At 39.0% G+C, this 25,625-nt stretch carries 23 protein-coding genes; 9 read left to right on the forward strand and 14 right to left on the reverse strand.

All coding sequences use genetic code 11. From position 1 onward, the window contains the following. Positions 1–42: 42 nt before the first annotated feature. Genes sds through P9211_RS05045 form a run of 5 tightly spaced genes read right to left on the reverse strand, consistent with a single transcriptional unit; the run spans position 43 to position 4,510 of the window. Positions 43–1,014 carry a solanesyl diphosphate synthase gene (gene sds / locus P9211_RS05025; protein WP_012195583.1) on the reverse strand — a complete coding sequence of 324 codons (972 nt, stop codon included), beginning with the start codon at positions 1,012–1,014 and terminating at the stop codon, positions 43–45. Positions 1,015–1,036: 22 nt separating this feature from the next. Next, entirely contained in the window at positions 1,037–1,840 is an 804-nt protein-coding gene (murI, locus tag P9211_RS05030; RefSeq protein WP_012195584.1) for a glutamate racemase, read from the reverse strand. Next, the gene (locus P9211_RS05035) at positions 1,840–2,928 is read right to left on the reverse strand and encodes an N-acetylmuramoyl-L-alanine amidase (protein WP_012195585.1); all 1,089 of its coding nucleotides are present in this window, start codon (positions 2,926–2,928) and stop codon (positions 1,840–1,842) included. The genes murI and P9211_RS05035 overlap by 1 nt, the downstream gene beginning before the upstream one ends. Next, complete coding sequence (locus P9211_RS05040) at positions 2,928–3,752, reverse strand: carbon-nitrogen hydrolase family protein (protein ID WP_012195586.1); 825 nt, start codon at positions 3,750–3,752, stop codon at positions 2,928–2,930. The genes P9211_RS05035 and P9211_RS05040 overlap by 1 nt, the downstream gene beginning before the upstream one ends. Positions 3,753–3,778: 26 nt before the next feature. Continuing rightward, positions 3,779–4,510: a 2-phosphosulfolactate phosphatase family protein gene (locus P9211_RS05045; protein ID WP_041391130.1), complete on the reverse strand. Its 732-nt coding sequence runs from the start codon at positions 4,508–4,510 to the stop codon at positions 3,779–3,781. Positions 4,511–4,572: 62 nt separating this feature from the next. Here P9211_RS05045 and P9211_RS05050 point away from each other — a divergent pair, with 62 nt between their 5' ends. The 4 genes from P9211_RS05050 to glmU all read left to right on the forward strand — a co-directional run bounded on the left by P9211_RS05050 (position 4,573) and on the right by glmU (position 9,856). Next, positions 4,573–6,138, forward strand: coding sequence for a UbiD family decarboxylase (locus P9211_RS05050; RefSeq protein WP_041391131.1), 1,566 nt, complete (start codon positions 4,573–4,575; stop codon positions 6,136–6,138). A gap of 63 nt (positions 6,139–6,201) precedes the next feature. Beyond that, positions 6,202–7,539 (forward strand): 3-phosphoshikimate 1-carboxyvinyltransferase, encoded by a 1,338-nt coding sequence (gene aroA / locus P9211_RS05055; RefSeq protein WP_012195589.1) that lies wholly within the window; start codon positions 6,202–6,204, stop codon positions 7,537–7,539. Positions 7,540–7,891: 352 nt separating this feature from the next. Further along, positions 7,892–8,455 (forward strand): MnmC family methyltransferase, encoded by a 564-nt coding sequence (locus P9211_RS09860; RefSeq protein WP_012195590.1) that lies wholly within the window; start codon positions 7,892–7,894, stop codon positions 8,453–8,455. 39 nt (positions 8,456–8,494) lie between these two features. Then, positions 8,495–9,856, forward strand: coding sequence for a bifunctional UDP-N-acetylglucosamine diphosphorylase/glucosamine-1-phosphate N-acetyltransferase GlmU (glmU, locus tag P9211_RS05065; RefSeq protein WP_012195591.1), 1,362 nt, complete (start codon positions 8,495–8,497; stop codon positions 9,854–9,856). Here the strand turns inward: glmU and P9211_RS05070 are convergent. The 4 genes from P9211_RS05070 to menD are packed head-to-tail and all read right to left on the reverse strand — an operon-like array spanning position 9,846 to position 15,516. After that, positions 9,846–11,234, reverse strand: a complete 1,389-nt coding sequence (locus tag P9211_RS05070; RefSeq protein WP_012195592.1) for a UDP-N-acetylmuramoyl-tripeptide--D-alanyl-D-alanine ligase — start codon at positions 11,232–11,234, stop codon at positions 9,846–9,848. The two genes, glmU and P9211_RS05070, sit on opposite strands and share 11 nt — an antisense overlap. 43 nt (positions 11,235–11,277) lie before the next feature. Next, complete coding sequence (gene glgA, locus P9211_RS05075; RefSeq protein WP_012195593.1) at positions 11,278–12,750, reverse strand: glycogen synthase GlgA; 1,473 nt, start codon at positions 12,748–12,750, stop codon at positions 11,278–11,280. Between the two features lie 46 nt (positions 12,751–12,796). Next, positions 12,797–13,687, reverse strand: coding sequence for a 1,4-dihydroxy-2-naphthoyl-CoA synthase (gene menB, locus P9211_RS05080; RefSeq protein ID WP_049750866.1), 891 nt, complete (start codon positions 13,685–13,687; stop codon positions 12,797–12,799). A 14-nt stretch (positions 13,688–13,701) separates the two neighbouring features. After that, positions 13,702–15,516: a 2-succinyl-5-enolpyruvyl-6-hydroxy-3-cyclohexene-1-carboxylic-acid synthase gene (gene menD, locus P9211_RS05085; protein ID WP_041391539.1), complete on the reverse strand. Its 1,815-nt coding sequence runs from the start codon at positions 15,514–15,516 to the stop codon at positions 13,702–13,704. A gap of 46 nt (positions 15,517–15,562) precedes the next feature. Between menD and lepB the strand changes: the two genes are divergently transcribed. Beyond that, positions 15,563–16,153 (forward strand): signal peptidase I, encoded by a 591-nt coding sequence (lepB, locus tag P9211_RS05090; RefSeq protein WP_012195596.1) that lies wholly within the window; start codon positions 15,563–15,565, stop codon positions 16,151–16,153. A 45-nt stretch (positions 16,154–16,198) separates the two neighbouring features. Next, entirely contained in the window at positions 16,199–16,549 is a 351-nt protein-coding gene (locus P9211_RS05095; protein ID WP_012195597.1) for a DUF760 domain-containing protein, read from the forward strand. On the opposite strand, the gene P9211_RS05100 is transcribed toward P9211_RS05095, so the two are convergent. The 5 genes from P9211_RS05100 to P9211_RS05120 form a co-directional block, all read right to left on the reverse strand. Beyond that, positions 16,539–17,744 carry a DUF4336 domain-containing protein gene (locus P9211_RS05100; protein WP_012195598.1) on the reverse strand — a complete coding sequence of 402 codons (1,206 nt, stop codon included), beginning with the start codon at positions 17,742–17,744 and terminating at the stop codon, positions 16,539–16,541. The two genes, P9211_RS05095 and P9211_RS05100, sit on opposite strands and share 11 nt — an antisense overlap. Positions 17,745–17,746: 2 nt before the next feature. Then, a complete protein-coding gene (locus P9211_RS05105) occupies positions 17,747–18,616 on the reverse strand; it encodes a metal ABC transporter permease (RefSeq protein ID WP_012195599.1) in 870 nt (289 codons plus the stop codon). Further along, positions 18,613–19,410 carry a metal ABC transporter ATP-binding protein gene (locus P9211_RS05110; protein WP_012195600.1) on the reverse strand — a complete coding sequence of 266 codons (798 nt, stop codon included), beginning with the start codon at positions 19,408–19,410 and terminating at the stop codon, positions 18,613–18,615. Before P9211_RS05110 ends, P9211_RS05105 begins: the two co-directional genes overlap by 4 nt. 8 nt (positions 19,411–19,418) lie before the next feature. Further along, positions 19,419–20,381 carry a metal ABC transporter substrate-binding protein gene (locus P9211_RS05115; protein ID WP_012195601.1) on the reverse strand — a complete coding sequence of 321 codons (963 nt, stop codon included), beginning with the start codon at positions 20,379–20,381 and terminating at the stop codon, positions 19,419–19,421. Between the two features lie 67 nt (positions 20,382–20,448). Continuing rightward, positions 20,449–21,807, reverse strand: coding sequence for a YcjF family protein (locus tag P9211_RS05120; protein ID WP_012195602.1), 1,359 nt, complete (start codon positions 21,805–21,807; stop codon positions 20,449–20,451). Between the two features lie 242 nt (positions 21,808–22,049). On the opposite strand from P9211_RS05120, the gene P9211_RS09650 reads away from it, so the two are divergent. The 3 genes from P9211_RS09650 to thrS are packed head-to-tail and all read left to right on the forward strand — an operon-like array spanning position 22,050 to position 25,566. Further along, positions 22,050–22,625, forward strand: coding sequence for a hypothetical protein (locus P9211_RS09650; RefSeq protein WP_012195603.1), 576 nt, complete (start codon positions 22,050–22,052; stop codon positions 22,623–22,625). Between the two features lie 6 nt (positions 22,626–22,631). Further along, a complete protein-coding gene (trpS, locus tag P9211_RS05130) occupies positions 22,632–23,645 on the forward strand; it encodes a tryptophan--tRNA ligase (RefSeq protein WP_012195604.1) in 1,014 nt (337 codons plus the stop codon). A gap of 4 nt (positions 23,646–23,649) precedes the next feature. Continuing rightward, positions 23,650–25,566, forward strand: a complete 1,917-nt coding sequence (gene thrS, locus P9211_RS05135) for a threonine--tRNA ligase (protein ID WP_012195605.1) — start codon at positions 23,650–23,652, stop codon at positions 25,564–25,566. Positions 25,567–25,625: the final 59 nt, after the last annotated feature.

Genomic DNA, 25,625 nt, shown 5'->3' on the forward strand with positions numbered 1-25,625 from the left:
AAATATAGTACTTCTAATTACAGAACAAAAACAAAGTCTAAATTAATACAGTCGACTTAAAACAAAATTTGGCAATTCTAATAGAGCTTGTTGAGAAGGTGAATCAGGTAGCCAATTAAGTGCCTCATGAGATTCTTTGGCTAAGCTCTCTGCTAAATGTCTAGATCTTGCAATTGCTTTAGAATTTCTAACAATTTCTAATGCATTTTCAAGGTCGCCTTGAGAAGAAAATTCCCTAACAATAAGTGCTTCAAGCGATGGGTTTTCTTCTATAGCATAAAAAACGGGCGCAGTTATATACCCACTTGCCATATCACTGGCGGCTGGTTTCCCTAGTTGTTTATCATTGCCAGTAAAGTCTAAAATATCATCAACAACCTGAAAGGCTAGTCCTAATTGTTTCCCAAAATGATATAAAGAATTCAATTTTTCTTTAGGTAGATCATTTAATACACCAACAGCCTGAGAGCTATTGGCTATTAAAGAAGCTGTTTTACAATAACTTTTCTCAAGATAAGTAGAGAAGGATTGGCCAGCATCAAATCTATAAAGTCCTTGTTTGATTTCTCCATCAGCTAGATCCATAATTACTCTACTAAGCAATTTGACAACATCCAGATTATTTAGATTTGCCAAATGCCAACTGGCTTGCGCAAATAGGAAATCTCCAGCCAGAACAGCAACACGATGATTAAACCGGCTGTGGACAGTAGGTACTCCACGTCGTGTTGAAGCTTCATCAACAACATCATCATGAACTAAAGAGGCTGTATGTATCATTTCTGTTATTTCGGCCAATCTGCGGTGCCTAGAAGAAAGTTCTCCATCGACTGACAAAGCGCGAGAGAGTAATAGGACAATCCCGGGTCTTATACGTTTACCACCCGCACTAAATAAATGTTCCGCTGCAGCCTGAAGAATCGGATGGCCAGCACCTATCAGGCTACGTAGATCTGTGAGCAGATGCTCTAGGTCTATTTCAACAGGTTGAAGGAGTTCAGTTACAGTGGCCATATAAATCCTCGCTATAAAGATATTAGAAGACGCACGCGTTTTTTCGTACAGAAACCAATTCAACTTGAGGGTGGATACCCAACCAGCGGGATATTCTCGATGCAAAACCTTCAGAGTCAGATGTTGCACAGAAACGGACATTACAAAAGGTTGGGATCGATTTCTCAACAAAAGATTGATATCCAATCAAATCATCTAGTTTCTGGGATAACCCAATAGAGGGATCTATTAATCTCACGTGCTTGGGCAATAATTCCTGCAATCTACTTTTCAGCAAAGGATAGTGACTACATCCAAGTATTATTGCTTCGACATTGGAGTCAATTAGAGGTTTCAGATAGTTCTTCGCAACTATCTGAAATTCATTACTGTTAATTTGACCAGTCTCAATAAGAGGGACAAATGCTGGGCAAGCTTGTTCTATGACAAAAGCATTAGGATTTGAAGCCATGATAACTTTGGTATAAGCCCTTGACTCCGTAGTAGAAGGAGTAGCTAATACGCCAATTCGTGACTCAAAAACGAGATCTCCAACAGAATCTATAAGACCAACAACTGGAACTGAAGAGTATTGCTTAACAATTTTAATAGCCAAAGAATCGGTGGTATTACAAGCTACAGCTAGAACCGAAATATTTTGCATATTCAACCATTCCACAAGCCCAAGAGCAATCGTTTGGATTTCTAGCGGACTCTTAACTCCATAAGGAATTCTTGCTGTATCTGCTAGATAAACAGCAGATAAATCTCCATGACGGTACAAGACATTTTTCAAAACGGTAAGGCCACCAACACCGCTATCAAAAATTCCCAATAGCGGTTTCACTAATCCTCCTTCAGATAATTGAGTATGCCTTTGGATATAGCAAAAGCAACCTTTTTGCGATGATCTGCTTGCGAAAGGCTTTGTGAATCTGCTCTTCCAGTAACAAAACCAATCTCAACCAAAGCAGCAGGCATATTTGTACGTCTAATTACAAAAAACCTACCCTTTCTAACTCCTCGGTCAGGTGACCGTGGAGCAGCTTTAAGAATCTCATTCTGAATGTTTTTAGCAAGACTAAAGCCTCTAGATCCAGAAAAATAGTATGTTTCAAGGCCATTTATATGCTTTTTAAAACCTCTAGAAGCATTGGCATGAATACTTACAAATGCATCTGCTCTTAATCTATTTGCCATGTTTACACGTGGTGGAAGATCCAGATCAATATCTCTTTTCCTAGTTAAAACGACCTTGACTCCTCTCTTGGTAAGAAAACTTGCAACATGATGAGAAACTTCTAAAACAACTTCTGACTCCCTAAGGCCACCAATCCCTATTGCTCCAGAATCAGGTCCGCCATGGCCCGGATCAATGACCACTAAAAAACGATTCTTAGGAACAGTGGGAAGATTGGAAAAATGTATATTTTTATAAGAGGAATTTGCAGGATACTTTCTAGGTTCATTAACAGCAGTCCTATGAATGCTTCCCTCGCCAATATTTTTAAGACCTCTAGTAGGTAAACCTGGTAATCGCATCTCCCATTTGTCAGGAGCGATGCCTTTTAGTCTTAATTGATAAGGATTCAGATCAACATAAGGGTTAAATTCAACAACGAACCTCGTAATTCCATCCATTGGTTTACCAAGTCTTATCTCCTTAATTGGTCCACTTCCTAGGAGTGTTCTAGGTCGTAATAATTCTCCTGGAAAATCTACCCAAACCCTTTCTCCTCTTCCGTTACTTGAGGATTGAAAAAAAGCTTTTAACTTGGCGTTTTTGGACGTACGGAATAACAAAACACCTTCATCTCTTATAAGCCATGCTGCCAATGCACTTGCAGCATTGGATGGAAGCGAAAGGAAAATAGAGCTAACAAAGACTCCAGTAAAAACAAGAAAATTAAGTGGCTTTGAATACTGAAGATTCATCAACTAAATAATTCTTGCTTCCTGTGCTTGATACTAGGCATTTGTTCACGAATACTTTTAACTCTTGAATTATCTACAGGCGCAATAGCAGCTCCTTCCTGTACTCCAGCATCTGCAAGGACTGTTCCCCAAGGATCAATAATCATAGCGTGACCATGACTTTGTCTGCGCCGATAATGTTCACCAGTTTGGGCTGGTGCTACGACATAAGCTGTATTCTCTATAGCCCTTGCCTGAAGTAATACTTGCCAATGATCTTTTCCAGTAAATGCTGTAAATGCTGCTGGAATCATTAATAGTTCAGCACCATTATCAACAAGGTGTCTGTACAATTCTGGGAATCTAACGTCATAGCAAATAGATAAACCTACTCGGCATAAACCAGGAACATCTATAACTGATGGAAGTAGGTTACCAGAAACAATAGTTTCTGATTCCCTGTATTTATTCCCATCTGGAAGATCAACATCAAATAGATGAATCTTGTCATATCTACCAAGTAGTTGACCATCCCGACCAACAAGCTCAGATCTGTTCAGAGTCCTCTTGCCATCTTCTGCAGGGACAGGGTATCCACCTCCTAAAAGAACAATTTGATATCTCCTCGCCATGGTTACCAAAAAACGACTGCTCTTTTCAGCTAACTCTGATGCCATTTCAAGACGGTCTTCATCATTTCCAATAAAGGCAAAATTCTCTGGCAAACCAACTAAATCTGCTCCTCTTCGAGCCGCAATCTCTATTTGCTCCTCTGCAGCAGATAAATTTGCCTCAACATTTGAGGTGCTAGTTAATTGCAATGCAGCCGACAAAAAGTCCGTCAAAATGTTAAAACCAAATAGTTGGATCCTCAGAATGAACGTAGAACACCAAGTTCTTTCTGAATAGGGACAACACTCAGTTTATCGAGCGCTGAACAACAAACAAAATCATCATCATGATTTCCAAGCCCCTCAAGCCTTTTACCATGAGTTGCTTTACGTAAACAACCTACTAGGTCATCCTTCCAAAAGTGCCACAGAGCCATTGCTGAGTTCAATTCATCATTAACAACTTGAATAGATCCTGGTTTTTTTTCCAATAAGTATGAAACAAGTGATCCTGCTGCCAATGAATCTTCTAATGAATAAGAACCTTCCCAACCACTACCTAGGATAAAAACTTCATCTGGATGATCAACTAACAACCTATCTCCGACAGCACTGCGATTAATTAATGACATCGCGTATAAACTTTCTGCATCTTGTAAACGCGACAAAGCGCGTGTTCCGTTAGTAGTAATCATAAAAAGTCGTTTACCACGGACCACATCAGATGTCACATCAACTGGAGAATTGCCCAAATCAAATCCATTTATCTTTTCGCCTCCTCTTTCGCCTAATAGAATTCTTGAGGAAGCTGGCCATTCTGACGATTTACTCTTCAGTTCATCTATATCTGAAAATGTTTGTACAGCCTCAGCACCATTATTTAAGGCGCTAGCAATTGTGGTTGTTGCTCTAAGAACATCGATTACAACAGCCGCCTTAGGGTTGTATCCAGTCGGAACATCTTTGGCAACATGAAAATAAAAAAGCTTCATCATTACAAATAGTCGCTAGCTGCGTCAGAGTAACTAAATAACAACCTCTAGTCCTTACCAAAATGAATCCTTTTAATAAAGGACCAGGTTCCCAAGACATGAGAGATTTTCTCTCTTTCCTAGAAAAAAAAGGTCAATTAAAAAGAATACATGAACCTGTAAGCCCTGATCTTGAACTTACAGCAATAAGTGATCGTGTTCTCAGCATGGGAGGTCCTGCATTACTTTTCGAAAATGTCATTGGATCATCAATTCCTGTAGTCACAAATGTCCTTGGCACAATCGACAGAGTTGCTTGGAGTATGGGGCTAGAAAAAGTGGAGGAGCTTGAAGCTATAGGAGAAAAACTTGCCCTTTTACAACAACCAAAACCACCAAGAGATGCCAAGGAAACCTTCGAGCTAGGAGGATTGCTATGGAACTTGATTAAAGCTCGTCCAGACTATGATTTGACTCCTGCATGTCATCAGACAATTCTTAACAACGAGGCAGTTGACTTAGATCAACTACCTTTGACTAGACCATGGCCGAATGACGCCGGTAGCGTAATTACTTTCGGGCTAGTAATTACAAAAGATCCAGAAACAAAAGTACCAAATGTAGGTATTTACCGACTACAAAAGCAATCCTGTAACACAATGACTGTCCACTGGCTTAGCGTTAGAGGAGGAGCTGGTCATCTTAGAAAAGCTGCTGCTTTAGGTCAAAAACTAGAAGTTGCAATCGCAATAGGAGTACACCCACTTATTATTATGGCGGCAGCCACTCCGATACCTATTCAATTAAGCGAATGGTTATTCGCAGGACTTTATTCTGGTAAAGGAGTAAGACTTACTCGTTGCAAAACACTAGATCTTGAGATCCCAAGTAGTGCAGAAATAGTATTAGAAGGAACAATAACACCTGGCGAAGAAATGTCAGACGGTCCTTTTGGAGACCACATGGGGTTTTACGGAGGCATAGAAAGTTCGCCTCTCATTCGCTTTCACTGTATTACCAAAAGAAAGAATCCAATATTTCATACAACCTTTAGCGGGAAGCCACCCAAAGAGGAAGCCATGCTAGCAATTGCTCTAAATAGAATTTATACACCAATTCTACGTAGACAAGTACCAGAGATCGTCGATTTCTTTCTTCCGATGGAAGCACTAAGTTATAAATTAGCTATTATTTCTATTGACAAAGCATATCCTGGGCAAGCGAAAAGAGCATCAATGGCATTTTGGAGTGCTCTCCCACAATTTACTTATACGAAGTTTATTGTTGTAGTTGATTCAAGTATCAATGTAAGAGATCCACGACAAGTAGTCTGGGCAATATCAAGCATGGTGGACCCACAAAGAGATCTCTTAATAATTGAAAACACACCTTTCGATTCTCTTGATTTCGCCAGTGAAAAGATAGGTCTTGGAGGAAGAATGGCTATTGATGCAACAACTAAAATTGGGGCAGAGATAAATCATCAATGGGGAGAGCAACTGCAACATTCCAAAGAAATCCAAAAGCGAGTAGATTCAAGATGGAAAGAGCTAGGTTTATCTGATATAACTAGCAACAATCCCGACGCTACATTGTTCGGATACGTTATGGATTACTTCATCAGTAGAAAGGAAATCACAAATTCATAAATGGAATCAAAATTAACCTAGATAAGTATTCCTTCCTAATAAAATCATCATTAATAAAGCCCATTGATCAAATTGATCCCAAAACAACAAAAATTATCATTGCGGGAAGTCAAGCCTGGGGGCAAGTTAATAGGAAAACTTAAAGTACCTGGCGATAAATCTATTTCTCATCGAGCATTGCTTTTTGGGTCAATAGCAGAAGGAGAAACAATAATTAAAGGTCTTCTGCCAGCTGAAGATCCTATAAGTACGGCAAACTGCCTAAGGGCAATGGGGGTAAAAATAAGCTCAATAGAAAGCGACAAAGTCGTATCAATTCAAGGGGTGGGATTAGATGGACTAAAAGAGCCTAGTGAAGTGCTTAATTGTGGAAATTCAGGAACAACAATGCGTCTGTTGCTTGGATTATTGGTAGGTCGTAAAGGTCGGCATTTTGTGCTTAATGGTGACAAATCATTGAATAAAAGACCAATGCAAAGAGTTAGGCAACCACTGAAATTGATGGGAGCTGAAATTAATGGTCGTTCAGATGGTGATCTAGCGCCATTATCTATTGTTGGTCGTAACCTTCACGGAGCCGTAATAGGCACTCCAGTGGCAAGTGCCCAAGTTAAGTCTGCAATATTACTTGCTGCACTAACAGCAGAAGGGTCAACAAAGGTAATAGAGCCAACGAGTTCTAGAGACCATAGTGAGAGAATGTTAAAGGCCTTTGGCGCCAATCTTGAAGTAAGTGGAGAAAGAGGTCGGCATATAAGTGTATGGCCAGGATCCAAACTATTAGGTCAATCAATTGTGGTCCCTGGTGATATAAGTTCAGCAGCATTCTGGTTGATAGCAGGAACAATAATCCCAAATTCAGAGTTGACTATTGAAAATGTAGGGTTAAATCCAACTCGAACTGGGATATTAAAAGTTATGGAACAAATGGAAGCAAATATTGAATTAATTAATATCAGAGACGTTGCAGGCGAGCCTGTAGGGGATATAAAAGTAATTCACAATGACCAACTAAAACCTTTTAAAATCGATTCGAGCTTAGTACCCAGTCTTGTTGATGAGATTCCTATCCTATCCGTGGCAGCTTGTTTTTGCGATGGCACGACAAAAATCACAGGAGCAAGCGAACTTCGTGTCAAAGAAACGGATCGGCTAAAAGTTATGACTAGGCAACTCCTAAGAATGGGAGCAAACATCGAAGAGCATCCTGATGGGCTAACCATACATGGGGTCGACCATTTAAAAGGTAACCATCTAGATAGCGAAACAGATCATAGAGTAGCAATGAGTCTCGCCATTGCATCTATAGTCGCCAAGGGAACTTCGACGATAGAAAGAAGCAATGCCGCAGCTGTTTCATATCCAGAATTCTGGAATGATCTAGAGAGACTAAGAGGTTGATTTTATAGATAACATCCCCCCCTATGATGAACTTAGTTTCTACAAGACGTTAGATGGGAGCATTAGCCTTAAAAGTAATCACTACAATGAATCATTTCATAGTCATTATGGTGCACTTAAAGAAAGCCGAGAAAAGTTTCTCATTCCTGCAGAATTAGATCGTTTTAGCCCCAAAGAAACTGTCACTGTATTAGATGTTTGCCTAGGCCTCGGGTATAACACAGCCTTAATAATAGAAAAGCTACAAAAGGGTAAAGCAATACTCAACTGGTGGGGGTTAGAAATCGATAAAAGGCCATTAGAGATTGCTCTTTCCGATATTAATTTTAAAGCCCTTTGGTCAGCAAGTGTATTGAAAGCACTCAATTCATTAAAAGTAAATGGCTATTGGAAGGACAATTCGAGTGAAGGGAAAGTTATTTGGGGAGATGCAAGACAAAAGTTAAAGGAAATTCCTGAGGAGATATGTTTTGACATAATTATGCTTGATGCATTCTCTCCAAAAAAATGCCCACAATTATGGAGTCAGGAATTCCTTCAAATGTTAACCAAGAAGCTTGCCAATAATGGGAGGATAATTACTTACTGCTCTGCAGCATCATTAAGGAAATCCTTAAAAGATGCAGGTCTAATAGTCATGTCTCTTTTACCTATCAATAATCCTAAAGACTGGAGCTCAGGGACCATAGGTATTAAGAGAAAGGAGATGGCACCGGAAGGAGAAAAATTAAAGATATACACTCACCTTAGCGACATGGAAGAAGAGCATTTAAATACAAGAGCAGGAATTCCTTATAGAGATCCCAGTGGTTATTCAACTACACAAGAGATGAAAAGACGAAGAATGAAAGATCAGCTATCAAGCACTTGTAAGAGTACAAGTTCTTGGAAAAGGAAATGGAAGAATGCAAAATAGCGATAGGAGAACTAGATTTCTCCCGAAGGCTAATTTATTATGTTTGCAATTGCGATACTAGCGGCTGGGAAAGGAACTCGAATGCGTAGTTCCTACCCAAAGGTACTCCAACAACTTGCAGGCAGAAGTTTAATAAAGCGTGTGATAAAGAGTTGCGAAGACTTAAAACCAGATCGATTTCTAGTAATCGTTGGTCACCAAGCAGAAGCAGTACAAGACCATTTAAAAGAATTATCCCATCTTGAATACATAAACCAGGTGCCTCAAAAAGGGACAGGGCACGCTATTCAGCAACTCCTTCCAGTACTTGATAATTTCATTGGTGATTTATTAGTACTTAACGGTGATGTTCCACTATTAAAGGCAGAAACATTACAAAAGTTGATAGCTAAACATAAAACATCAAAAGCTAGTGTCACATTTCTATCTGCTCGTCTATCAAATCCCAAAGGATATGGTCGCGTCTTTTCAAATAACCAAGATGAAGTAGATCGGATTGTTGAGGATGCTGATTGTAGCAGGGAGGAGAAAAGTAACAAGCTGACAAATGCTGGTATATATCTATTTAAATGGGATTTACTAAAGAATATATTGCCAAAATTATCTAGCACGAATAAGCAGAGTGAGCTTTATTTGACTGATGCTATATCCCAATTACCTACAGCAATACACCTTGAAGTAGATAATATAGATGAGGTCAGCGGAGTTAATGACAGAGCACAATTGGCTAACTGTGAAAACTTAATACAGCAAAGCTTACGCAATCACTGGATGAGTAAAGGGGTTAGTTTTATAGACCCAGAAAGTTGCACTATCAGCGAGGAATCCCAATTTGGAATAGACATAGTAATCGAGCCACAAACACATTTGCGAGGCAATTGCTTTATAGGCAACAATTGTAGACTAGGGCCAAGCACATATATTGAAGATTCTAGGCTAGGCGAAAATGTAAACGTAATGCAGTCGACATTAAATAACTGCCAGGTTGCTAGCCATGTAAAGATAGGGCCATTTGCTCATTTACGGCCAGAGACTAACGTATCAAGTAATTGTCGAATAGGGAATTTTGTAGAAATAAAAAAAAGTGAGCTTGGTCAAGGAACAAAAGTGAATCATCTAAGTTATATAGGCGACTCTCATGTGGGATGCCATGTGAACATAGGAGCAGGTACTATAACAGCAAACTTTGACGGATTTAGAAAAAACGAAACGGTCATAGGAGATCACACTAAAACAGGTGCTAATTCCGTATTAATTGCTCCAATTAATATAGGCAACAGAGTGACCGTAGGTGCAGGGTCAACTCTGACTAAAAATGTTCCAGATGGTTCACTGGCTATTGAAAGGTCAAAGCAAAATATCAAAGAGAATTGGAAGACTCGAGAAGAAACTAATCAATAAGATTTTCTAAAAAAGGTAGTAGCTTTTCCAGTCCAATCTTTCTGCTCGCTTTTAAAAGTAGGTTGTCACCAGGTTTTAATATTGATTGCAAATAAGGTAGAGCCTCTTCAGGCTGAGAGAAAATCGAAAAATTTGGCAACTGTTTACCAACAGCTACCATTGCTTCAGCCTCTTCTCCATCAGAAACAACAATAACCCCATCTAAAGAGAGGTCGACAGCATGTTGCATAATTAATGAATGAAATTTAATGCTTTCATCTCCTAATTCGAACATGGTTCCTAAAACAGCAAAATGACGACCTGGTTTGGTTACCAAGAGGTCTAAAGATGCCTTAACAGATTCAGGAGATGAGTTATATGACTCATCAAGAACAGTCAAATTGCCATATGTAAAACAACTATTTCTACCACATGGAGTCTTTACATGGAGATTATTCATATTTGATAGAGAGATGCCTAGCTCTAACGCAACTGCTATTGCCAACATAAAATTAACCGCATTGTGCATGCCTTCCAAAGGCAAGGTGAGGGCTTCTTTGTCAACTGAGAGTGAATTGTTGTTCAGATCTAAGACTCCTAATAAGTCAACTGCATTTTTCTTTATATAAGACGCAGAAGTATGTTCTTCGCCTAAGGGCATTAGGCCGACTCGTATTATCCTACCTGGCCATTTTTCGGAAAGTATACTATCTAGCAATGGGTCTCCTGCTGGTATTATGACTGTTCCAGAAGGATTCAGGCATGTAGTTATTTCACACTTAGCAATAGCTATATTCTTACGGCTACCAAGGCGACCAATATGTGCATTTCCTATGTTTGTAATCACAGCGATATCCGGATTTGAGCAACAAGAAAGACGGCGTATTTCTCCTAATCCCCTCATTGCCATCTCTAGTATGAGAGCGGCATCTGAGAAATCAGCCTGAAGAATAGTTTGTGGGACTCCAATGTCATTATTGTTGTTATCTGATGTAGAGGTAATAGCTCCAAGAGTTGTTAGGCAAGCAGTTATTAACTCTCGTGTAGTAGTCTTTCCAACCGAACCCGTAACAGCAACAACAGGTATGCTAAGCCTTTGTCTATGTAATAAAGCTAATTGTTGATAAGCCTGCAATGTGTCATCTACTCTCCAACAAATAAGATTCTCTGGTATCTGAACAGTAGAATCCTTCGAAACAACCGCAGCTTTTGCTCCTCGATCGCATGCTTCTTTAAGGAACTGATGACCATCAAAGTTCTGGCCTCTTAATGGGACAAAAAAACCACCCGGCAGTACCTGACGGCTATCAGTAAAAACAGGTCCCAAAATATTGTTAGAAAGTTTCCCTTCTGCTGGATAACCCCAAAGGTTAATTAATTCACTTAATTGAATTCCCATAAGTGCTATCTAAGTTCTTAGATAACTGAGATGTTTTACAAATTTATTTCTCACTATCACTTACTACAGCTTTTTTTAGAGAAGGATCGGCATCTTGGCCTACTGAAAACTTCTCAACCTCCTCTGCATCGGGGGAAGGTTCCTTGACACCACATACATCTTTGTACATGTTTTCATATTCATAAGCAGATCTGTCCCAGCTGTAAGTTTGGGTCATAGCTCTAATTTGTAATCTACGCCAACTTCTACGATGCCGATATGCCTCCCAAGATCTAACTAAGGCAGTATAAAAATCTATTGGCTCAAACCGATCAAAGCAAAACCCTGTTCCAGTCTGTTTACTAGGGTCATGAGGTGAAACTGTGTCTACTAACCCACCTACATTTCTCACTACAGGAATCGACCCATACCGCATTGCCAACAGTTGACTTATGCCACAAGGCTCAAACCTACTGGGCATAAGGAAAGCATCTGTCCCTGCATAAATCAGGCGTGACAGATAGTCATCGTATGTTAAGAAAACTGCGAATCGGCCTGGATATTCAGTAGCAAGCTGCCAAAGGGCTGATTCCAAAGCGGATTCTCCAGTCCCCAGAACAACTATCTGTGAGTCGGTGTAAGCAAGTAATCTCCTGGCAACCTGAAGAAGTAAGTCAACACCTTTCTGGTCAACAAGCCTGCCAACCATACCAAGCAAGTAACTATTCGGTTTAACATCAAGTCCCATTTGGGATTGAAGGGCAGCTTTATTTTTCCTTCGACCTAAAATATTCGAAGCGCTGAAATTAGCCGGTAAAGCTTTATCAGTTTCAGGGTTCCAATCATCTAGATCAATTCCATTAAGAATGCCTCTTAATTTGCCAGAAATATAATTAAGTAAACCGTCTAATTTCTCTCCATATTCTGAAGTACAAATTTCTTTTGCGTAGGTAGGAGAAACTGCATTAACTCTATCTGCATAAAGCATGGCGACAGCCATTGTGTGGTCTCCTTGCATATACCAAGGGCACCAAGTCATTCTCTCCAACTTCCAGCGCCAGGGACCTTGATATTTAAGGTTATGTATCGTAAATACAGTGCTTATCTCGGGGTCTTGATGCATCCACACAGGGATCATGCCTGTATGCCAATCATGACAATGAAGAACTTGAGGTTTCCATGAATTCCAGGCAAATTCTGCAGTGGCACTTGCAAAGAAAGTAAATCTCCAATCTTCGTCATCTCCACCATAAATTCTCTCTGGGTCAAAAGCAGGATGACCTACAAGATATAAAGGGAGTGAAGAAATAGGATGTCTAGTTTCATAAACTGCAAAATCTGAGCCCATTGCTTGCGCTCGAAATATTGGTTCGCTTGGTATATCTAATAAGCTCCATAGCTTCCCATAGCCTGGGATAATCAATCGAACATCATGGCCAAGTTTTGCCAGTGCTGGTGGCAAAGAAGAGACAACATCTCCCATGCCGCCGACCTTAACCATCGGGGCGCATTCGGCAGCAGCGAAAAGAACGCGCATTAAAATTCTTTATAACTTGAATAAGCCACCACGAAATAATAAGCCTTTAAGGCAACCAATCAAATTCTGAATAGTCAGGTGACCTTTTCTCCAAGAAAGCATTGCGCCCTTCTTTAGATTCTTCTGTCCTATAAAACATGTGAGTTGCATGCCCAGCAAGTTCTTGAATACCTGCCAATCCATCTGTCTCCGCATTGAAAGCTGCTTTCAAGCATCTAATTGCGGTGGGACTGTTTTTTAGTATTTCCTTTGCCCATTTAACACCTTCAGCTTCAAGCTCATGAAGTGGAACAATTGCATTAATGAGTCCCATCCTTAATGCCTCTTCAGAGCTATATCTACGACACAAAAACCATATTTCACGTGCCTTTCTTTGTCCTACCACTCTAGTTAAATAACCTGCACCAAAACCACCGTCAAAGCTTCCTACTTTTGGTCCGGTCTGGCCAAAAATTGCGTTATCAGAAGCCAAGCTTAAATCGCATAAAAGATGAAGCACTTGCCCCCCCCCAATTGCATAGCCAGCAACGAGAGCAATTACTACTTTGGGCATGCTTCTAATAATTCTTTGAAGATCTAGAACATTTAATCGAGGCACCCCTTCTTCATCCATATATCCTCCATCACCTCGAACACCCTGGTCCCCTCCGGAACAAAAAGCATAACCTCCATCTGCAGCGGGTCCTACTCCCGTAAATAAAACAACTCCAATATTCTTATCATCACGAACATTGGCAAATGCAGTACAAAGTTCCAAAACAGTTTGTGGTCGAAAAGCATTTCGTTTAGAAGGTCTATTAATTGCAATTCGAGCTATTCCATTTTTGCTTTTATCAAGAAAAATATCCGTAAAGTTGCCACATGGTTGCCAATCAACTGAACTAATGCCAGGCAAAACTTGTCTAGGCATATAATCAGACCCATTTTTTTTAGTCATTGTGATGAAAATAATTAGGTAGAGTTTTTCTTAGACTCATTTACATATTCCTTCAGCCTATAGGATATATCTTTCCTTAAAGAGCTATCACTTGATGAGTTTGTAGTGACTCTGAGTAAGACCGGCTCAGATAGATTTAAACTCCAATCCAAAGCCAATTTTAATTCGTTAAAATTCTTGACCTGCCTTGATGTAATTTTATAGGCTGAAGCAAGTTCAAGATGATTTACATGCTGAGGCATAATAAATAACTCATTAAAATCACCTTTATAAATTTGATTATTATGAATTTGTTTAAATATGCCGCCACCACAGTTATCAATCAATATTATAATTAACGACAAAGGTTTGATTTGCGAGAATAACCAACCATTAATATCATGGAGCAATGCAAGATCTCCTGTAATTAATATCATTCTACCTTTAGCGAATGAAAGCCCCATAGCTAAAGATAAAGTACCATCAATTCCTGAAGCCCCTCTAAAACCATAGAAAAATCTAGGACCATAGCCACCACAACCAGAGAAGGTTATCCAATCTCTAATTGGACTACTAGCAGAAAGCATTATTGGAATTTCCTCAGGTAATAATTTTGGCAACCAATATGCCAATGATGGTTCAGTAATGTCATCATCTAATAAGAACTCTTCACCTAACCAATTCGCTATAATCTGATCATCCTTATTGATTGCTTTTAACGAAGATGTAAGAAGTTTGCTCTGCATCTTCGTTTTAAATTTATTAATCCTTAGTAATTCCTTATACCAGCTAACAAAACCTCTCGAATATTGAAAAGCAATCTTAAGAGGATCAAGAGGTCTTGTATCCCCTTCTGTTATAAGAACCTGCAATGAAGAAATATTCTTTAACCAATTCTCAAGTATTCGACTTGAAGGCATAGGACCTAAACGAAGAATCTGTAAATTTTTCTCTTGAATTGAGATCCCAGAAGAGAGAATATGCTCCCAATATTTAATACAGCTATCAGAGTTGAGTGCTGCTAGTGAAAGTGGGTCAGCAAATACTGGCCACCCAGTTAATTCTGACCAGAGTTTAACGGTTTCTTGGAAATCATTTAAGTCTTTAAGAGCTCCTCTCCAAGGACCAATTATTAAGATTCCAGGTTTATAAGGGTCTAGCTGAGGAAAGTTGGAATTAATTTGTGGTTCTTTTAATTTGCTGGCAGTTATAGAACATTGAGTGTAATTAAATGAATCAGGCACCCAACCATCCCATACTGACTTCTGGTCTTCAAATGAAGCCAGTAATGGTTCTTCTATTGGAAGATTTAAGTGAACTGGTCCAGGGAAATCATGAGCTAAGGCCCAAACATTAGAAGTAAGTTCATTAAGTGTTTGAGAAGTAAATTTATGTATACCAAGAGTTGGGCCTGATTTAACAGATCTAGAAACAGCCAAAAGAAACTCTTCTTGATTTACACTTTGATTGGCGCCGCAATTCTTTAATCGCTCAGGCCTATCTGCAGTAATAAAAATAATCGGATGACAGGACCTATCTGCTTCGATAGCTGCAGGCAAAAGGTTTCCAACTGCACTTCCTGAAGTTGTTATCACAATTACCCCCTTGCCAGTTGCAGCACTAAGGCCAAGAGCCATAAAACTTGCAGATCTTTCATCAACAGCTGTATAAAGCTTCAGGTCAAATGACTCGGCCAAGCCTCCAGCAGCTATTGCCAATGGTCCAGATCTACTTCCAGAACAAAGAACTAGATTTTCCATCCCATAACTTTGGAAAGCGTTTAGTAGCTTTATTGCTATGAAAAGGTTGGTGCGTGCTAAAGACAGTGAAAATGGAGTAGCTGATCCAATCCTCGGATAAAAACTCCAAATATGAAACAACTAAAAAAATTTTTAAATGACTTCTCCAAGGGAAAAAAAACCTAACCAGAAAAAAAATAGCTGGACAGGGATAATTATCTGGATTTTGATCGCCATATTTCTGAGATGGCAAGTAATTGAACCACGATGGATTCCGTCTGGTTCAATGTTGCCCACATTGAATATTCAAGATCGTATTTTGGTCGAAAAACTAAGTCCAAAGATCAAAAAGTTTAAAAATCCATCAGCTATGCGTAACGCAATTGTAGTTTTCAATCCTCCTCAACAACTTATTGATGCAGGCTACGAGAGCAATGCAGCCTTAATTAAAAGAATTGTTGGAATTCCAGGAGATAAAATAGAGGTTAATTCTGGAAAATTAATTAGGAATGGAGAGACAGTTAAAGAAACATGGTTATCTGAGCCTATAGGTTATGAAATGAAAAAAATAATTGTTCCACCACATTCCTTTTGGGTTTTAGGAGACAACAGAAACAACAGTCTTGACTCACATCTTTGGGGTGAATTGCCAGAAGAAAACCTAATTGGAACTGCGCTTGTAAGGTATTGGCCTATTAACAATATTGGATCTATTCGGTTCTCTCCCTCAACAAATGTAGTTAGTTAATGCCACAATGCGATAAGGTCAATGTTGAGATAGAGAGCTGAAGGAATGTTCAATCCTGAGTTTCTTACTACAGATAGCAATGATGGACATGAAGGTAATGCTCTTATTGAGTACCTTCAAGACCAATCACCAGATGTTCTTCAAAGGGTAGCCAAATCTGCAAGCACAGATATTCAAGACATAATCCGCCATAATGTTCAGGGGCTTCTTGGCATGCTCCCTGGAGAGCAATTTGAAGTAAAAGTAACCTCATCAAGGGATCAATTGGCTAATCTTTTAGCATCAGCCATGATGACCGGCTACTTCCTAAGACAAATGGAGCAACGTAAAGAACTTGAAGAATCGCTTATATCTGATCAAGAAATGGCAGTAGACACAGATGACCTTAATCTCTAAAAGCTCTTAAAGGATCCTGAGGTACAACACCTTTCTTTAGAAGACTTTTATCAACTGAATCAAGGAAAATCCAATTTCCATCTGACTTAGCCCAATTAGAAAGACTTATTTTTCTCCTAAAGTCCCGACAAATCCTAGAATTAAAATCTATTGGGGCTGAGAAATGAGCTGGTATAACCCTTCTCATTCCCTTAAGTTTACTAAGAGTATCTAACCATCTTAAAAACTCATCTTTTGCTCTTGGGAAAACAAGCCTTTCCAATACAGGGGCAATTTGCAAAAGAGGTCTGTTTTTTCCTATTAATTTGGCAGTTGAAGTCTCCCAATCTTTAGCCCAGACAAATGGATAGATGCCAAAATGAGCCTTTAAATTACGTAAACCAGGTCTAAAAGAATTCTTCAAGATTATTCCAACCGGTGGGATAGAAAGTTTGTCTGGCTTCAAAAATGAAGAGAAGAGAACCAACCTTGCCCATCCTTTTTTCCTAAGCAAAGGAGTATCTACTAGAGGCTGATCTCCAGAATCTCGAGCATGAAATAAAATTGGAGTAGGGTCGTAATCAAATAATTCTGGGGGCTTATCCTGGATCCCAATCAAGGCATCAGTAACTATTAACGATCCAGTAGGTTTATGAAAGCAGGAGATTTCTTGGAATCTTCCAAGACCAATATCCAAAGGTCCTAAAGAAATCCATTCGCAAGATTGTGATTCAGGTAAACCATCATTAAAAATTCTTCTAGTCCTGTTCACAGGGAAGCCAAGCAAAGCCAAAGGCATAGCCAAAGGAAAACTCCATTGACCAGGACAAACCCATAAAAGTGCTTTTGGGAAAGCTCTTGCCATAGCTGGCATAGAAATTTTATGCTCTAAGCCTGAAGCTGTTGGAAGAACTATCGAAACAACAGGACCATGCTTGTCTTCTAGAGAATGCAAAATATCAAGTAATTCATCTGTAGGAGGCAAGGGGTTAATTAACATAAGTCCGTTTAATGTTTTGATTACCGTCAAACGAACTGGTACGGCAACATAATAGAGTCCTTGTAATTGTTCAAAAGACCAAATTTGATTAGGCACTAATTCTTTAAATACAGTTTTTCGAATCCCATATGGGTAAAGAGGGAATAGAGGCCACCAATACCACTTCTGACGACTTAATTCCTGTCTATTTACAGTATGATTTGACGTTTTTGACACTGCTATCTAGAGCTTAAATTCTTATATTTGATAATTCCATACCTAGGTGCAAATAAAAAAGCTATTAAGAATATCAAAGTTTGTACAAGTACAATCGACCCTCCCGTTTCTATATCAGACCAGTAACTTATATATACTCCTAATATACTAGATATTGAGCTACTTATAACAGCTAGAAGTGTCATGCGGTCAAACCTATCTGTCAACAAGTATGCAGTTGCACCAGGAGTAATTAGCATGGCAACAACTAAAATTATGCCAACAGTCTGGAGTCCAGCAACAGCAGCCAATGATAAAACTGATAACAATAAATAATGTAGCAAACCAGTATTAATACCAATAGATCTAGCATGAGTTGCATCAAAACAGTACAACATTAAATCTCGTCTAAATATTAATAATATAGCGACAACTAGAAATGAAATTATGATTGTCTGAGTCACATCTGAGTTAGATATACCTAAGGGACTACCAAACAGGATGTGCATTAAGTCAATATTACTTTTTATCTTAGAGACCAGAACAAGTCCTAAAGCAAAAAATCCTGTAAAAACAAGGCCAATAACAGTATCTTCCTTGACTCTAGACTTTTGTTTAACAAAGCCAATCAAAGCCACAGAGCCTACTCCAAAAACGAAAGCACCTAAAGAGAACGGAAGGCCTAGTGCATAAGCAACAACAACTCCAGGCATTACCGCATGAGAAACAGCATCGCCCATTAAAGCCCAGCCTTTAAGAGTCATATAGCAAGAAAGTAGCCCGCAAACACCACCAACCAAAGCGCTAACCATGAGAGCTTTCCTCATGAATTCATGGGTCAGTGGTTCTAGTAGTAAAGAAGAAGGGGAAATAGAAACAAACAATTCACTCATTGTTCATAGTCGCCTGCAGACGTGGCACCAGAGATAGGGTCGGGATGCATTCCGCCAAATGTCATAGAAAGATTTTCTGATGTGAACACTTCAGAAGTATTCCCATAAGCTAAAACAGTCTTATTGATGAGAACAACAAGGTCACAAAAATCTCTAACATGACTTAAATCATGAGTAGAAATCAAAATGGTACGGCCGTCTTGTTTAAACTGTAAAAACAATTCAGCCATAAGCTTCTCAGTCCTAATATCTACTCCGCTAAAAGGTTCATCAAGAAGTAAAACAGAAGCTCGCTGAGCTATTGCTCTAGCTAGGAAAGCTCTCTTCCTTTGCCCACCAGAAAGTGCTCCAATAGGTTTATTCAAAAAATCAGTCAGTTCAACTCTTTCAATTGCATGCCATACAGCTTGTCTATCAGATGCTCTAGGAATGCGCATAAAATTCATCGAGCCATATCTTCCCATCATCACGACATCCCATACACTCACAGGGAAGGAACAGTCGATTCCCTCATTTTGAGGGACATATGCCACCGCCTGATCCTTTTGAGCTTTTAAAACTGAAAGTCCATTTATGCGAATTTTGCCTCTAGATGGACGAATGAATCCCATTAGGGCCTTAAAGAGAGTGGACTTACCAGCTCCATTCATTCCTACGAGACCACAAATGCACCCTGACTTCAATTTGAGACTTGCATCATAAAGAGCAAGCGTACCGTTGTAATCAACACAAACCTCTTCAGCTTCTATTCGAAGGAATTCCCGTTCTTTTTGGTTAATAAATAAATCCGTCATTGAGCAATTTAATTTTGTGCCAGCCCTTGGCGAATCAACTGAACGTTATGGCGCTGGAGGTCAAGAAAGGTGGATGCAGGGCCATTAGCGGGAGAAAGAGAGTCAACATAGAACGTACCACCAAACGTGGTTCCACTGATGCGAGCAACTTCACGTTGAGCTTTATCGCTTACGGTACTTTCACAAAAAATGGTGGGAATCTTCTTCTCTTTAATTTTGCGAACAAGATTGAGCATTCTTTTAGGGGTTACCTGACTTTCTGCATTGACAGGCCATAAATATGCTTCTTCCATACCATAATCTTCAGCCAAATAACTAAATGCGCCTTCACAACTCACCAGTAATCTTTTTTCAGGGGGAATTGAGCCTAATGAGGCTATGAGTTCATTATCTAATTTCTGTAATTCTGATTTGTATTTTTCAGCATTTAGAATGAACATCTCTTTCCCATTAGGATCTATAAGAGTAAAAGCTTGTACTAATTTATCTACATAATGCTGAGCTCTTTTAGGAGACATCCAAGCATGTGGATTGGGCCTGCCATTATATAAATCTCCAGAGATGGGTATTGGCTTCATCCCATCTGTTAGTACGACCTTAGGAACATCGCCTGCTGCTGCTATAAAGTCCTTCGCCCAAAGTTCCAATCCAAGACCATTCTCAACAATCAAATCAGCCTTAGAGGCTTTAACTAGGTCACTAGGAGTGGGTTTATATCCATGTATCTCAACACCTTGCTTAGTAACAGACCTAACCAACAATCTATCGCCAGCAATATTTCTTGAAATATCTGCTAAAACAGTAAATGTTGTTAATACAAGAGGTTTTGAAGATTTATTGTCTTCAAGGATTTGACTTGTATTTGACTTACAAGAAAGAAGAAATCCTATGACTAAAGCAATCAGAGCAGGTATTGAGAGCCGCCTACTAAAAGTAGCAATGTAAGTCAGGTTAGATAGACGTATAGACATAAGCTAAAGTCAGATCCAAAGGTGAGATTGGCTTTATAATCGAAGCAACTTAGATAAGTGATAAGAATTAACCAAGCCCAAGTTGTTGTTTCGGGTCATTAATAGTGTCTTTTAACCATTCATTTGCCTGCTGTATAAAGGAATTCCAATCAACTTTTTCAGATGCTGCTGCTTTTGAAACTAACTCAGGAGCTTGATGATGCAATAATTCCAAGTCAGGTTGAGAAACTCCGTTATTCAAAGCCATCCAATCGGCCATAGAGCGACCTACAACTCTAGTTAAATATGCAGCACTTAAAGCCTGCATAGAGCCAGCGGCGATCCAAGTACCTCCATGCAGTTTGGCAACACCCAGAAGAGCTTGCCCACTCCACTCAACAACCCCTTGAGCAAGGGCTGCAAGGGCTAATTGTCGAGCGACTGCCTTTAACAAATTAGGGTCAATATTACAAGCCCAAAGCTTACCCATCTCTTGAATCATTAAGCCATTAACTACTGCAACAGATAGAAGATCTGTAGTCGGAACAGGGGAAGCAAATACAGCTCCCGCCACGAGCCATTGAGAGCGATTTTGAATAACTCTAAATTTTTCTCTCCTCAACAACTCCAAGTCCGACTGCCAAGATGAATGAAGTCTTGATAGCAATCTTTGCCGAGTAAGATCTAAGTTTTTGCCGGGTTGCTCCAAGTAACGCCTAACGGGAGTTAAGACATCTTTAATCTGCTCATTCTGGCCATTCCACTGTAAAACGCGATTATTCCATCTATCAGGCAATTGGGATAGAAGGGCTTTATGGTGTTCATTCCAACTAGAAGAATCTTCCCAAGTAACCAATATCCATGAAGGTTGATCTAAAGGCACTTTTTCAAGCCAAATAAGATCAACCGCTCTTAAAGGTAAAGGTAGGTAATAAAGAATTGAATCCTTTTCAAAAAGATTAGTTGGGTATTTCCAAAAATCGTTTTGTATTGGAAGGGAAGAAGGAAGCCATGAGAGTTTTACGGGAATAGGACCTGCAATGGCTTCTTTAAAAGTATTTATTTCTGGCAAGCCATTACTTAATGTGCTTACCAGTGCAAGTGATTGAGGATTTGATCTCTGAGTAATTTGCTCTAGATCATTTTCTCTCTTTTGACTATTAATTGAATATTCTTCTTCTCCTTCAAGTGTTTGAAATTGAGCGAGCACTTCATTGCATCGACTTATCCAGCCTTTTACTGTCATTGGTGCTTTAAAAGATCCCTTTGAGGATCTTGACAAAAACCAAGCTCCTGCTGTGGCGGTAATAAGAGCAACCCCCCCAGCTGGGATATGAATAAGGTCATTAACGACCCATTCTCCCAAAATCATCGAGCCAAGAACTATCCCGACCTTATTAACTGGCAAAGAAGGGATGGGGAAAGGGAATGATGTGTTTTTGTTCACGGATTCACCTAATCTGACTTCTTATTAACTCATTTAAAATATTAAGGCAAATCCAAACTGCTAGAATGCAAGTCAAAACCTCCCTTTACAAAGGCAAACCTTATAAACAATAAATTGATTTTTCAGCAAAATTATTTCGGTTGGAATCTTCTCTAAGTGTGAATCTGCTAAACGAGTTCGAATAAAACTTCTCAAGAAGGCCTCGGATGCGCCAAACTTGATTTTGGTATTGGACTGAATTTATGAGCGATTCCTATGGAGATCCTCAACAAAACCAAAGAAACTTTGATTCCAGAAACGGAGGCTTTAGAGGAGGGCGTAATTCTGGGCCTCGTGAAGGTGGAGGATTTAGGATCAGACTAAGTGACAATGAGATGAAAGCAGCGAGAGCTCTTCAAGAAGCATTCAACCTTCGTTCAACTGTTGCTGTTCTTGGTTTTGCATTGAGAACCCTTGGTCAAATGCTTGAGGAAGGAAAACTCAATGACCTAATAACCCAACAACATGCTCAAGGTCACAGAAACACCAGTCACAGCAGTAAGTCAGGGATGACCGGACAAAATAGAGATTTTCAAGGGGGAAATAGAAGCAATAACAAGCCAAACCCTTTCGCGAGACCTGAAAAGCCCTCGTCACCAGAGGCCTCAACAAATAACAATCCCCTCACTGAAGACAAAGAAGGCATTGCTCTTAATAATAAAGAAACAGATTCCGATAATGAAACACCCGAAACAGAGTCAGAACTTGAAACAAAGAAAGAAACAACTAAAGACAAGGTAATCAGCGACGAAAGTGTAACTTCTGAATCAAAGGGTTAATTATCAGTGAAAAAGAAACGAGTTCTTTCAGGGGTTCAACCAACAGGGGCTCTTCATATTGGAAATTGGCTTGGAGCTATTCGTAACTGGGTAGACCTACAGGAAGATCATGAAACTCTTGTCTGCGTAGTTGATTTACACGCAATAACAGTTCCTCATAACCGCGAGGACTTAGCCAAAAATACTTTATCTACCGCAGCACTATATGTCGCCTGTGGAATGGACCCAAAGATTTGTTCAATATTTGTCCAAAGCCATGTAAAAGCACACTCTGAGCTTTGTTGGCTATTGAATTGCGTAACACCATTAAATTGGATGGAGAGAATGATTCAATTCAAAGAAAAAGCTTTAAAGCAAGGAGACAATGTATCAATTGGGCTTTTAGATTATCCAGTTTTAATGGCTGCAGATATTCTGCTTTATGACACTGATCTAGTTCCAGTTGGAGAAGATCAGAAACAACATTTAGAGTTGGCAAGAGATATTGCACAGCAAAGAATAAATTCCCGTTTTGCAAAAGGAGATCAAGTAATACTTAAAGTTCCGCAGCCCTTAATAATGAAAGAGGGAGCAAAGATAATGAGTCTTTGTGATGGTAAAAGTAAAATGAGCAAGAGCGATCCAAATGAAAATAGTAGAATTTCACTGTTAGATTCAGCAGAACTTATTACAAAGAAGATTAAGAGAGCAAAAACTGATGCCCAGATAGGCTTAGAGGCAGGAAATACAAATAGGCCAGAAGCAGATAATTTACTAGGAATATATGCTTTGGTAAGAGGGATAGGAAAAGAAAAAGCTCTAGAAGAGCTTGGAGATATGGGATGGGGTAAATTCAAACCAATTCTGACAGAGGCCATAATTAATGCTCTCAGCCCAATACAAAATAATTATTATGAACTTATTAATGATCGCGAAGAGTTAAATAACATGCTTCAACAAGGCAAGGAAAGAGCAGATGAAATTTCCAATGCAACAATTAAAAGAGTGAAAGAAGCTCTTGGATTCTTAACTTCAATTTAAAAATATGCCAATAATAACATTGCCAGATGGAACAAAAAAAGAATTTTCAGGATCAATTACTATTGCAGATATAGCTAGTGACATTGGTCCTGGCCTTGCTAGCGCAGCAATCGCTGGCAAAGTCAATCAAGATCTTGTCGATATATCTATACCAATAGATTATGATGCAGAGATAAAAATAATTACCGCTAAAGATAAAGAGGGAGTTGAAATTATACGTCATTCCTTTGCTCATCTTATAGGACATGCTGTTAAACAATTATACCCTGACGCAAAAATGGCAATAGGTCCTATTATTGAAGATGGTTTTTATTATGATATCTCTTACAGCAAAACATTTACCCCTGAGGATTTGGCCCGAATTGAAGAAAGGATTAAAGACCTTATAAAGCTTAATTATGATGTAGTAGTTGAAATTGTTTCTAGAGATAAGGCACTAAACACATTCAAAGATAGAAACGAACCATACAAAGTAGAAATAATTAATAATATACCTGAAGGTGAAACAATAAAGCTATACAAGCATCAAGAGTATATTGATATGTGCAGAGGCCCACATGTACCTAATACTAAACATTTAAATTCATTCAAGCTTATGAGAGTCTCAGGAGCTTATTGGCGAGGGGATTCAGATAATGAAATGCTACAAAGGATATATGGAACTGCTTGGGCAAACAAAAAAGATCTCAAAGCCTATATAAATAGGCTTGAGGAAGCTGAAAAGAGAGACCATAGAAAAATAGGTAAAAAAATGGACCTATTTCATACCCAAGAAGAAGCACCAGGCATGGTGTTCTGGCACCCAAATGGATGGTCTATTTATCAAGTTTTAGAGAAATATATACGTGATGTACTAAATAATAATTACTACCAAGAAGTTAAAACTCCTCAAGCTGTTGACAGATCATTATGGGAAAAGTCAGGTCATTGGGATAAGTTCAAAGATGATATGTTTACAACAACATCAGAGAACCGAGAATATGCAATAAAACCAATGAACTGCCCATGCCATATACAGATTTTTAATCAAGGACTTAAAAGTTATAGAGATCTTCCTATAAGACTAGCTGAATTTGGATCATGTCACAGAAATGAACCTTCAGGTGCGCTCCATGGACTAATGAGAGTAAGAAACTTTGTGCAAGATGATGCGCATATTTTTTGTACTGAAGCTCAAGTACAATCTGAGGTTAGTAACTTCATTGATTTAGTTTTTGAAGTATATAAGTCTTTTGGCTTCAATGAGATAATAATAAAGTTATCAACAAGGCCAAAGAAAAGAGTTGGAAGTGAATTTATTTGGGACAAATCAGAGAAGGCATTATCTGAAGCCCTTAATTCAAAAGGTCTAGATTGGTCATATCTGCCTGGAGAAGGTGCTTTTTATGGCCCCAAAATAGAGTTTTCATTGAAAGATTGTCTAAACAGAGTATGGCAATGCGGTACCATTCAGGTTGATTTCTCTATGCCATCAAGACTAGAAGCAAAATATATTGATGAAAAGGGAGAGAAGAAAGAGCCTGTAATGCTTCATAGAGCAATTCTAGGTTCATTTGAAAGATTTATTGGCATATTAATAGAAAATTACGCTGGTAATTTTCCTGTTTGGTTGGCTCCAGTTCAAATAATTGTAATGGGCATTACTGATAGGAATTCCTCTTGTTGCGAAAGTCTAACTACTAAATTAATAAACAAAGGTTATAGGGTAAAATTAGATCTAAGAAATGAAAAAATAGGCTTTAAGATACGCGAGCATACATTAAATAGGATCCCATACTTGCTAATAATAGGAGATAAGGAAGAAAAAGAAGGTAAAATAGCTGTAAGGACTAGAGAGGGTAATGATATGGGCTCTATCAGCCTAGAAGAGTTTTTAGTTATATTAAACAAGTCAATATCTCTTAAGGGGAGGTTTGATTAATATTGTTAATTTTTTCTTATGATTAAAGCAAGCTATCAACCCACCTAAGTATTAAAGTA

Origin of the sequence: Prochlorococcus marinus str. MIT 9211 (assembly GCF_000018585.1) — a bacterium.
Taxonomy (GTDB): Bacteria; Cyanobacteriota; Cyanobacteriia; order PCC-6307; family Cyanobiaceae; genus Prochlorococcus_D; species Prochlorococcus_D marinus_B.

What these genes read in the sequence shown, in the direction of transcription:
- sds (WP_012195583.1), bottom strand. Translation starts at nt 1,014, where the DNA reads ATGGCCACTGTAACTGAACTCCTTCAACCTGTTGAAATAGACCTAGAG.
- P9211_RS05035 (WP_012195585.1), bottom strand. Translation starts at nt 2,928, where the DNA reads ATGAATCTTCAGTATTCAAAGCCACTTAATTTTCTTGTTTTTACTGGA.
- P9211_RS05045 (WP_041391130.1), bottom strand. Translation starts at nt 4,510, where the DNA reads ATGAAGCTTTTTTATTTTCATGTTGCCAAAGATGTTCCGACTGGATAC.
- P9211_RS05050 (WP_041391131.1), top strand. Translation starts at nt 4,573, where the DNA reads ATGAATCCTTTTAATAAAGGACCAGGTTCCCAAGACATGAGAGATTTT.
- glmU (WP_012195591.1), top strand. Translation starts at nt 8,495, where the DNA reads ATGTTTGCAATTGCGATACTAGCGGCTGGGAAAGGAACTCGAATGCGT.
- P9211_RS05070 (WP_012195592.1), bottom strand. Translation starts at nt 11,234, where the DNA reads ATGGGAATTCAATTAAGTGAATTAATTAACCTTTGGGGTTATCCAGCA.
- glgA (WP_012195593.1), bottom strand. Translation starts at nt 12,750, where the DNA reads ATGCGCGTTCTTTTCGCTGCTGCCGAATGCGCCCCGATGGTTAAGGTC.
- menB (WP_049750866.1), bottom strand. Translation starts at nt 13,687, where the DNA reads ATGACTAAAAAAAATGGGTCTGATTATATGCCTAGACAAGTTTTGCCT.
- lepB (WP_012195596.1), top strand. Translation starts at nt 15,563, where the DNA reads ATGACTTCTCCAAGGGAAAAAAAACCTAACCAGAAAAAAAATAGCTGG.
- P9211_RS05095 (WP_012195597.1), top strand. Translation starts at nt 16,199, where the DNA reads ATGTTCAATCCTGAGTTTCTTACTACAGATAGCAATGATGGACATGAA.
- P9211_RS05105 (WP_012195599.1), bottom strand. Translation starts at nt 18,616, where the DNA reads ATGAGTGAATTGTTTGTTTCTATTTCCCCTTCTTCTTTACTACTAGAA.
- P9211_RS05110 (WP_012195600.1), bottom strand. Translation starts at nt 19,410, where the DNA reads ATGACGGATTTATTTATTAACCAAAAAGAACGGGAATTCCTTCGAATA.
- P9211_RS05115 (WP_012195601.1), bottom strand. Translation starts at nt 20,381, where the DNA reads ATGTCTATACGTCTATCTAACCTGACTTACATTGCTACTTTTAGTAGG.
- P9211_RS09650 (WP_012195603.1), top strand. Translation starts at nt 22,050, where the DNA reads ATGAGCGATTCCTATGGAGATCCTCAACAAAACCAAAGAAACTTTGAT.
- thrS (WP_012195605.1), top strand. Translation starts at nt 23,650, where the DNA reads ATGCCAATAATAACATTGCCAGATGGAACAAAAAAAGAATTTTCAGGA.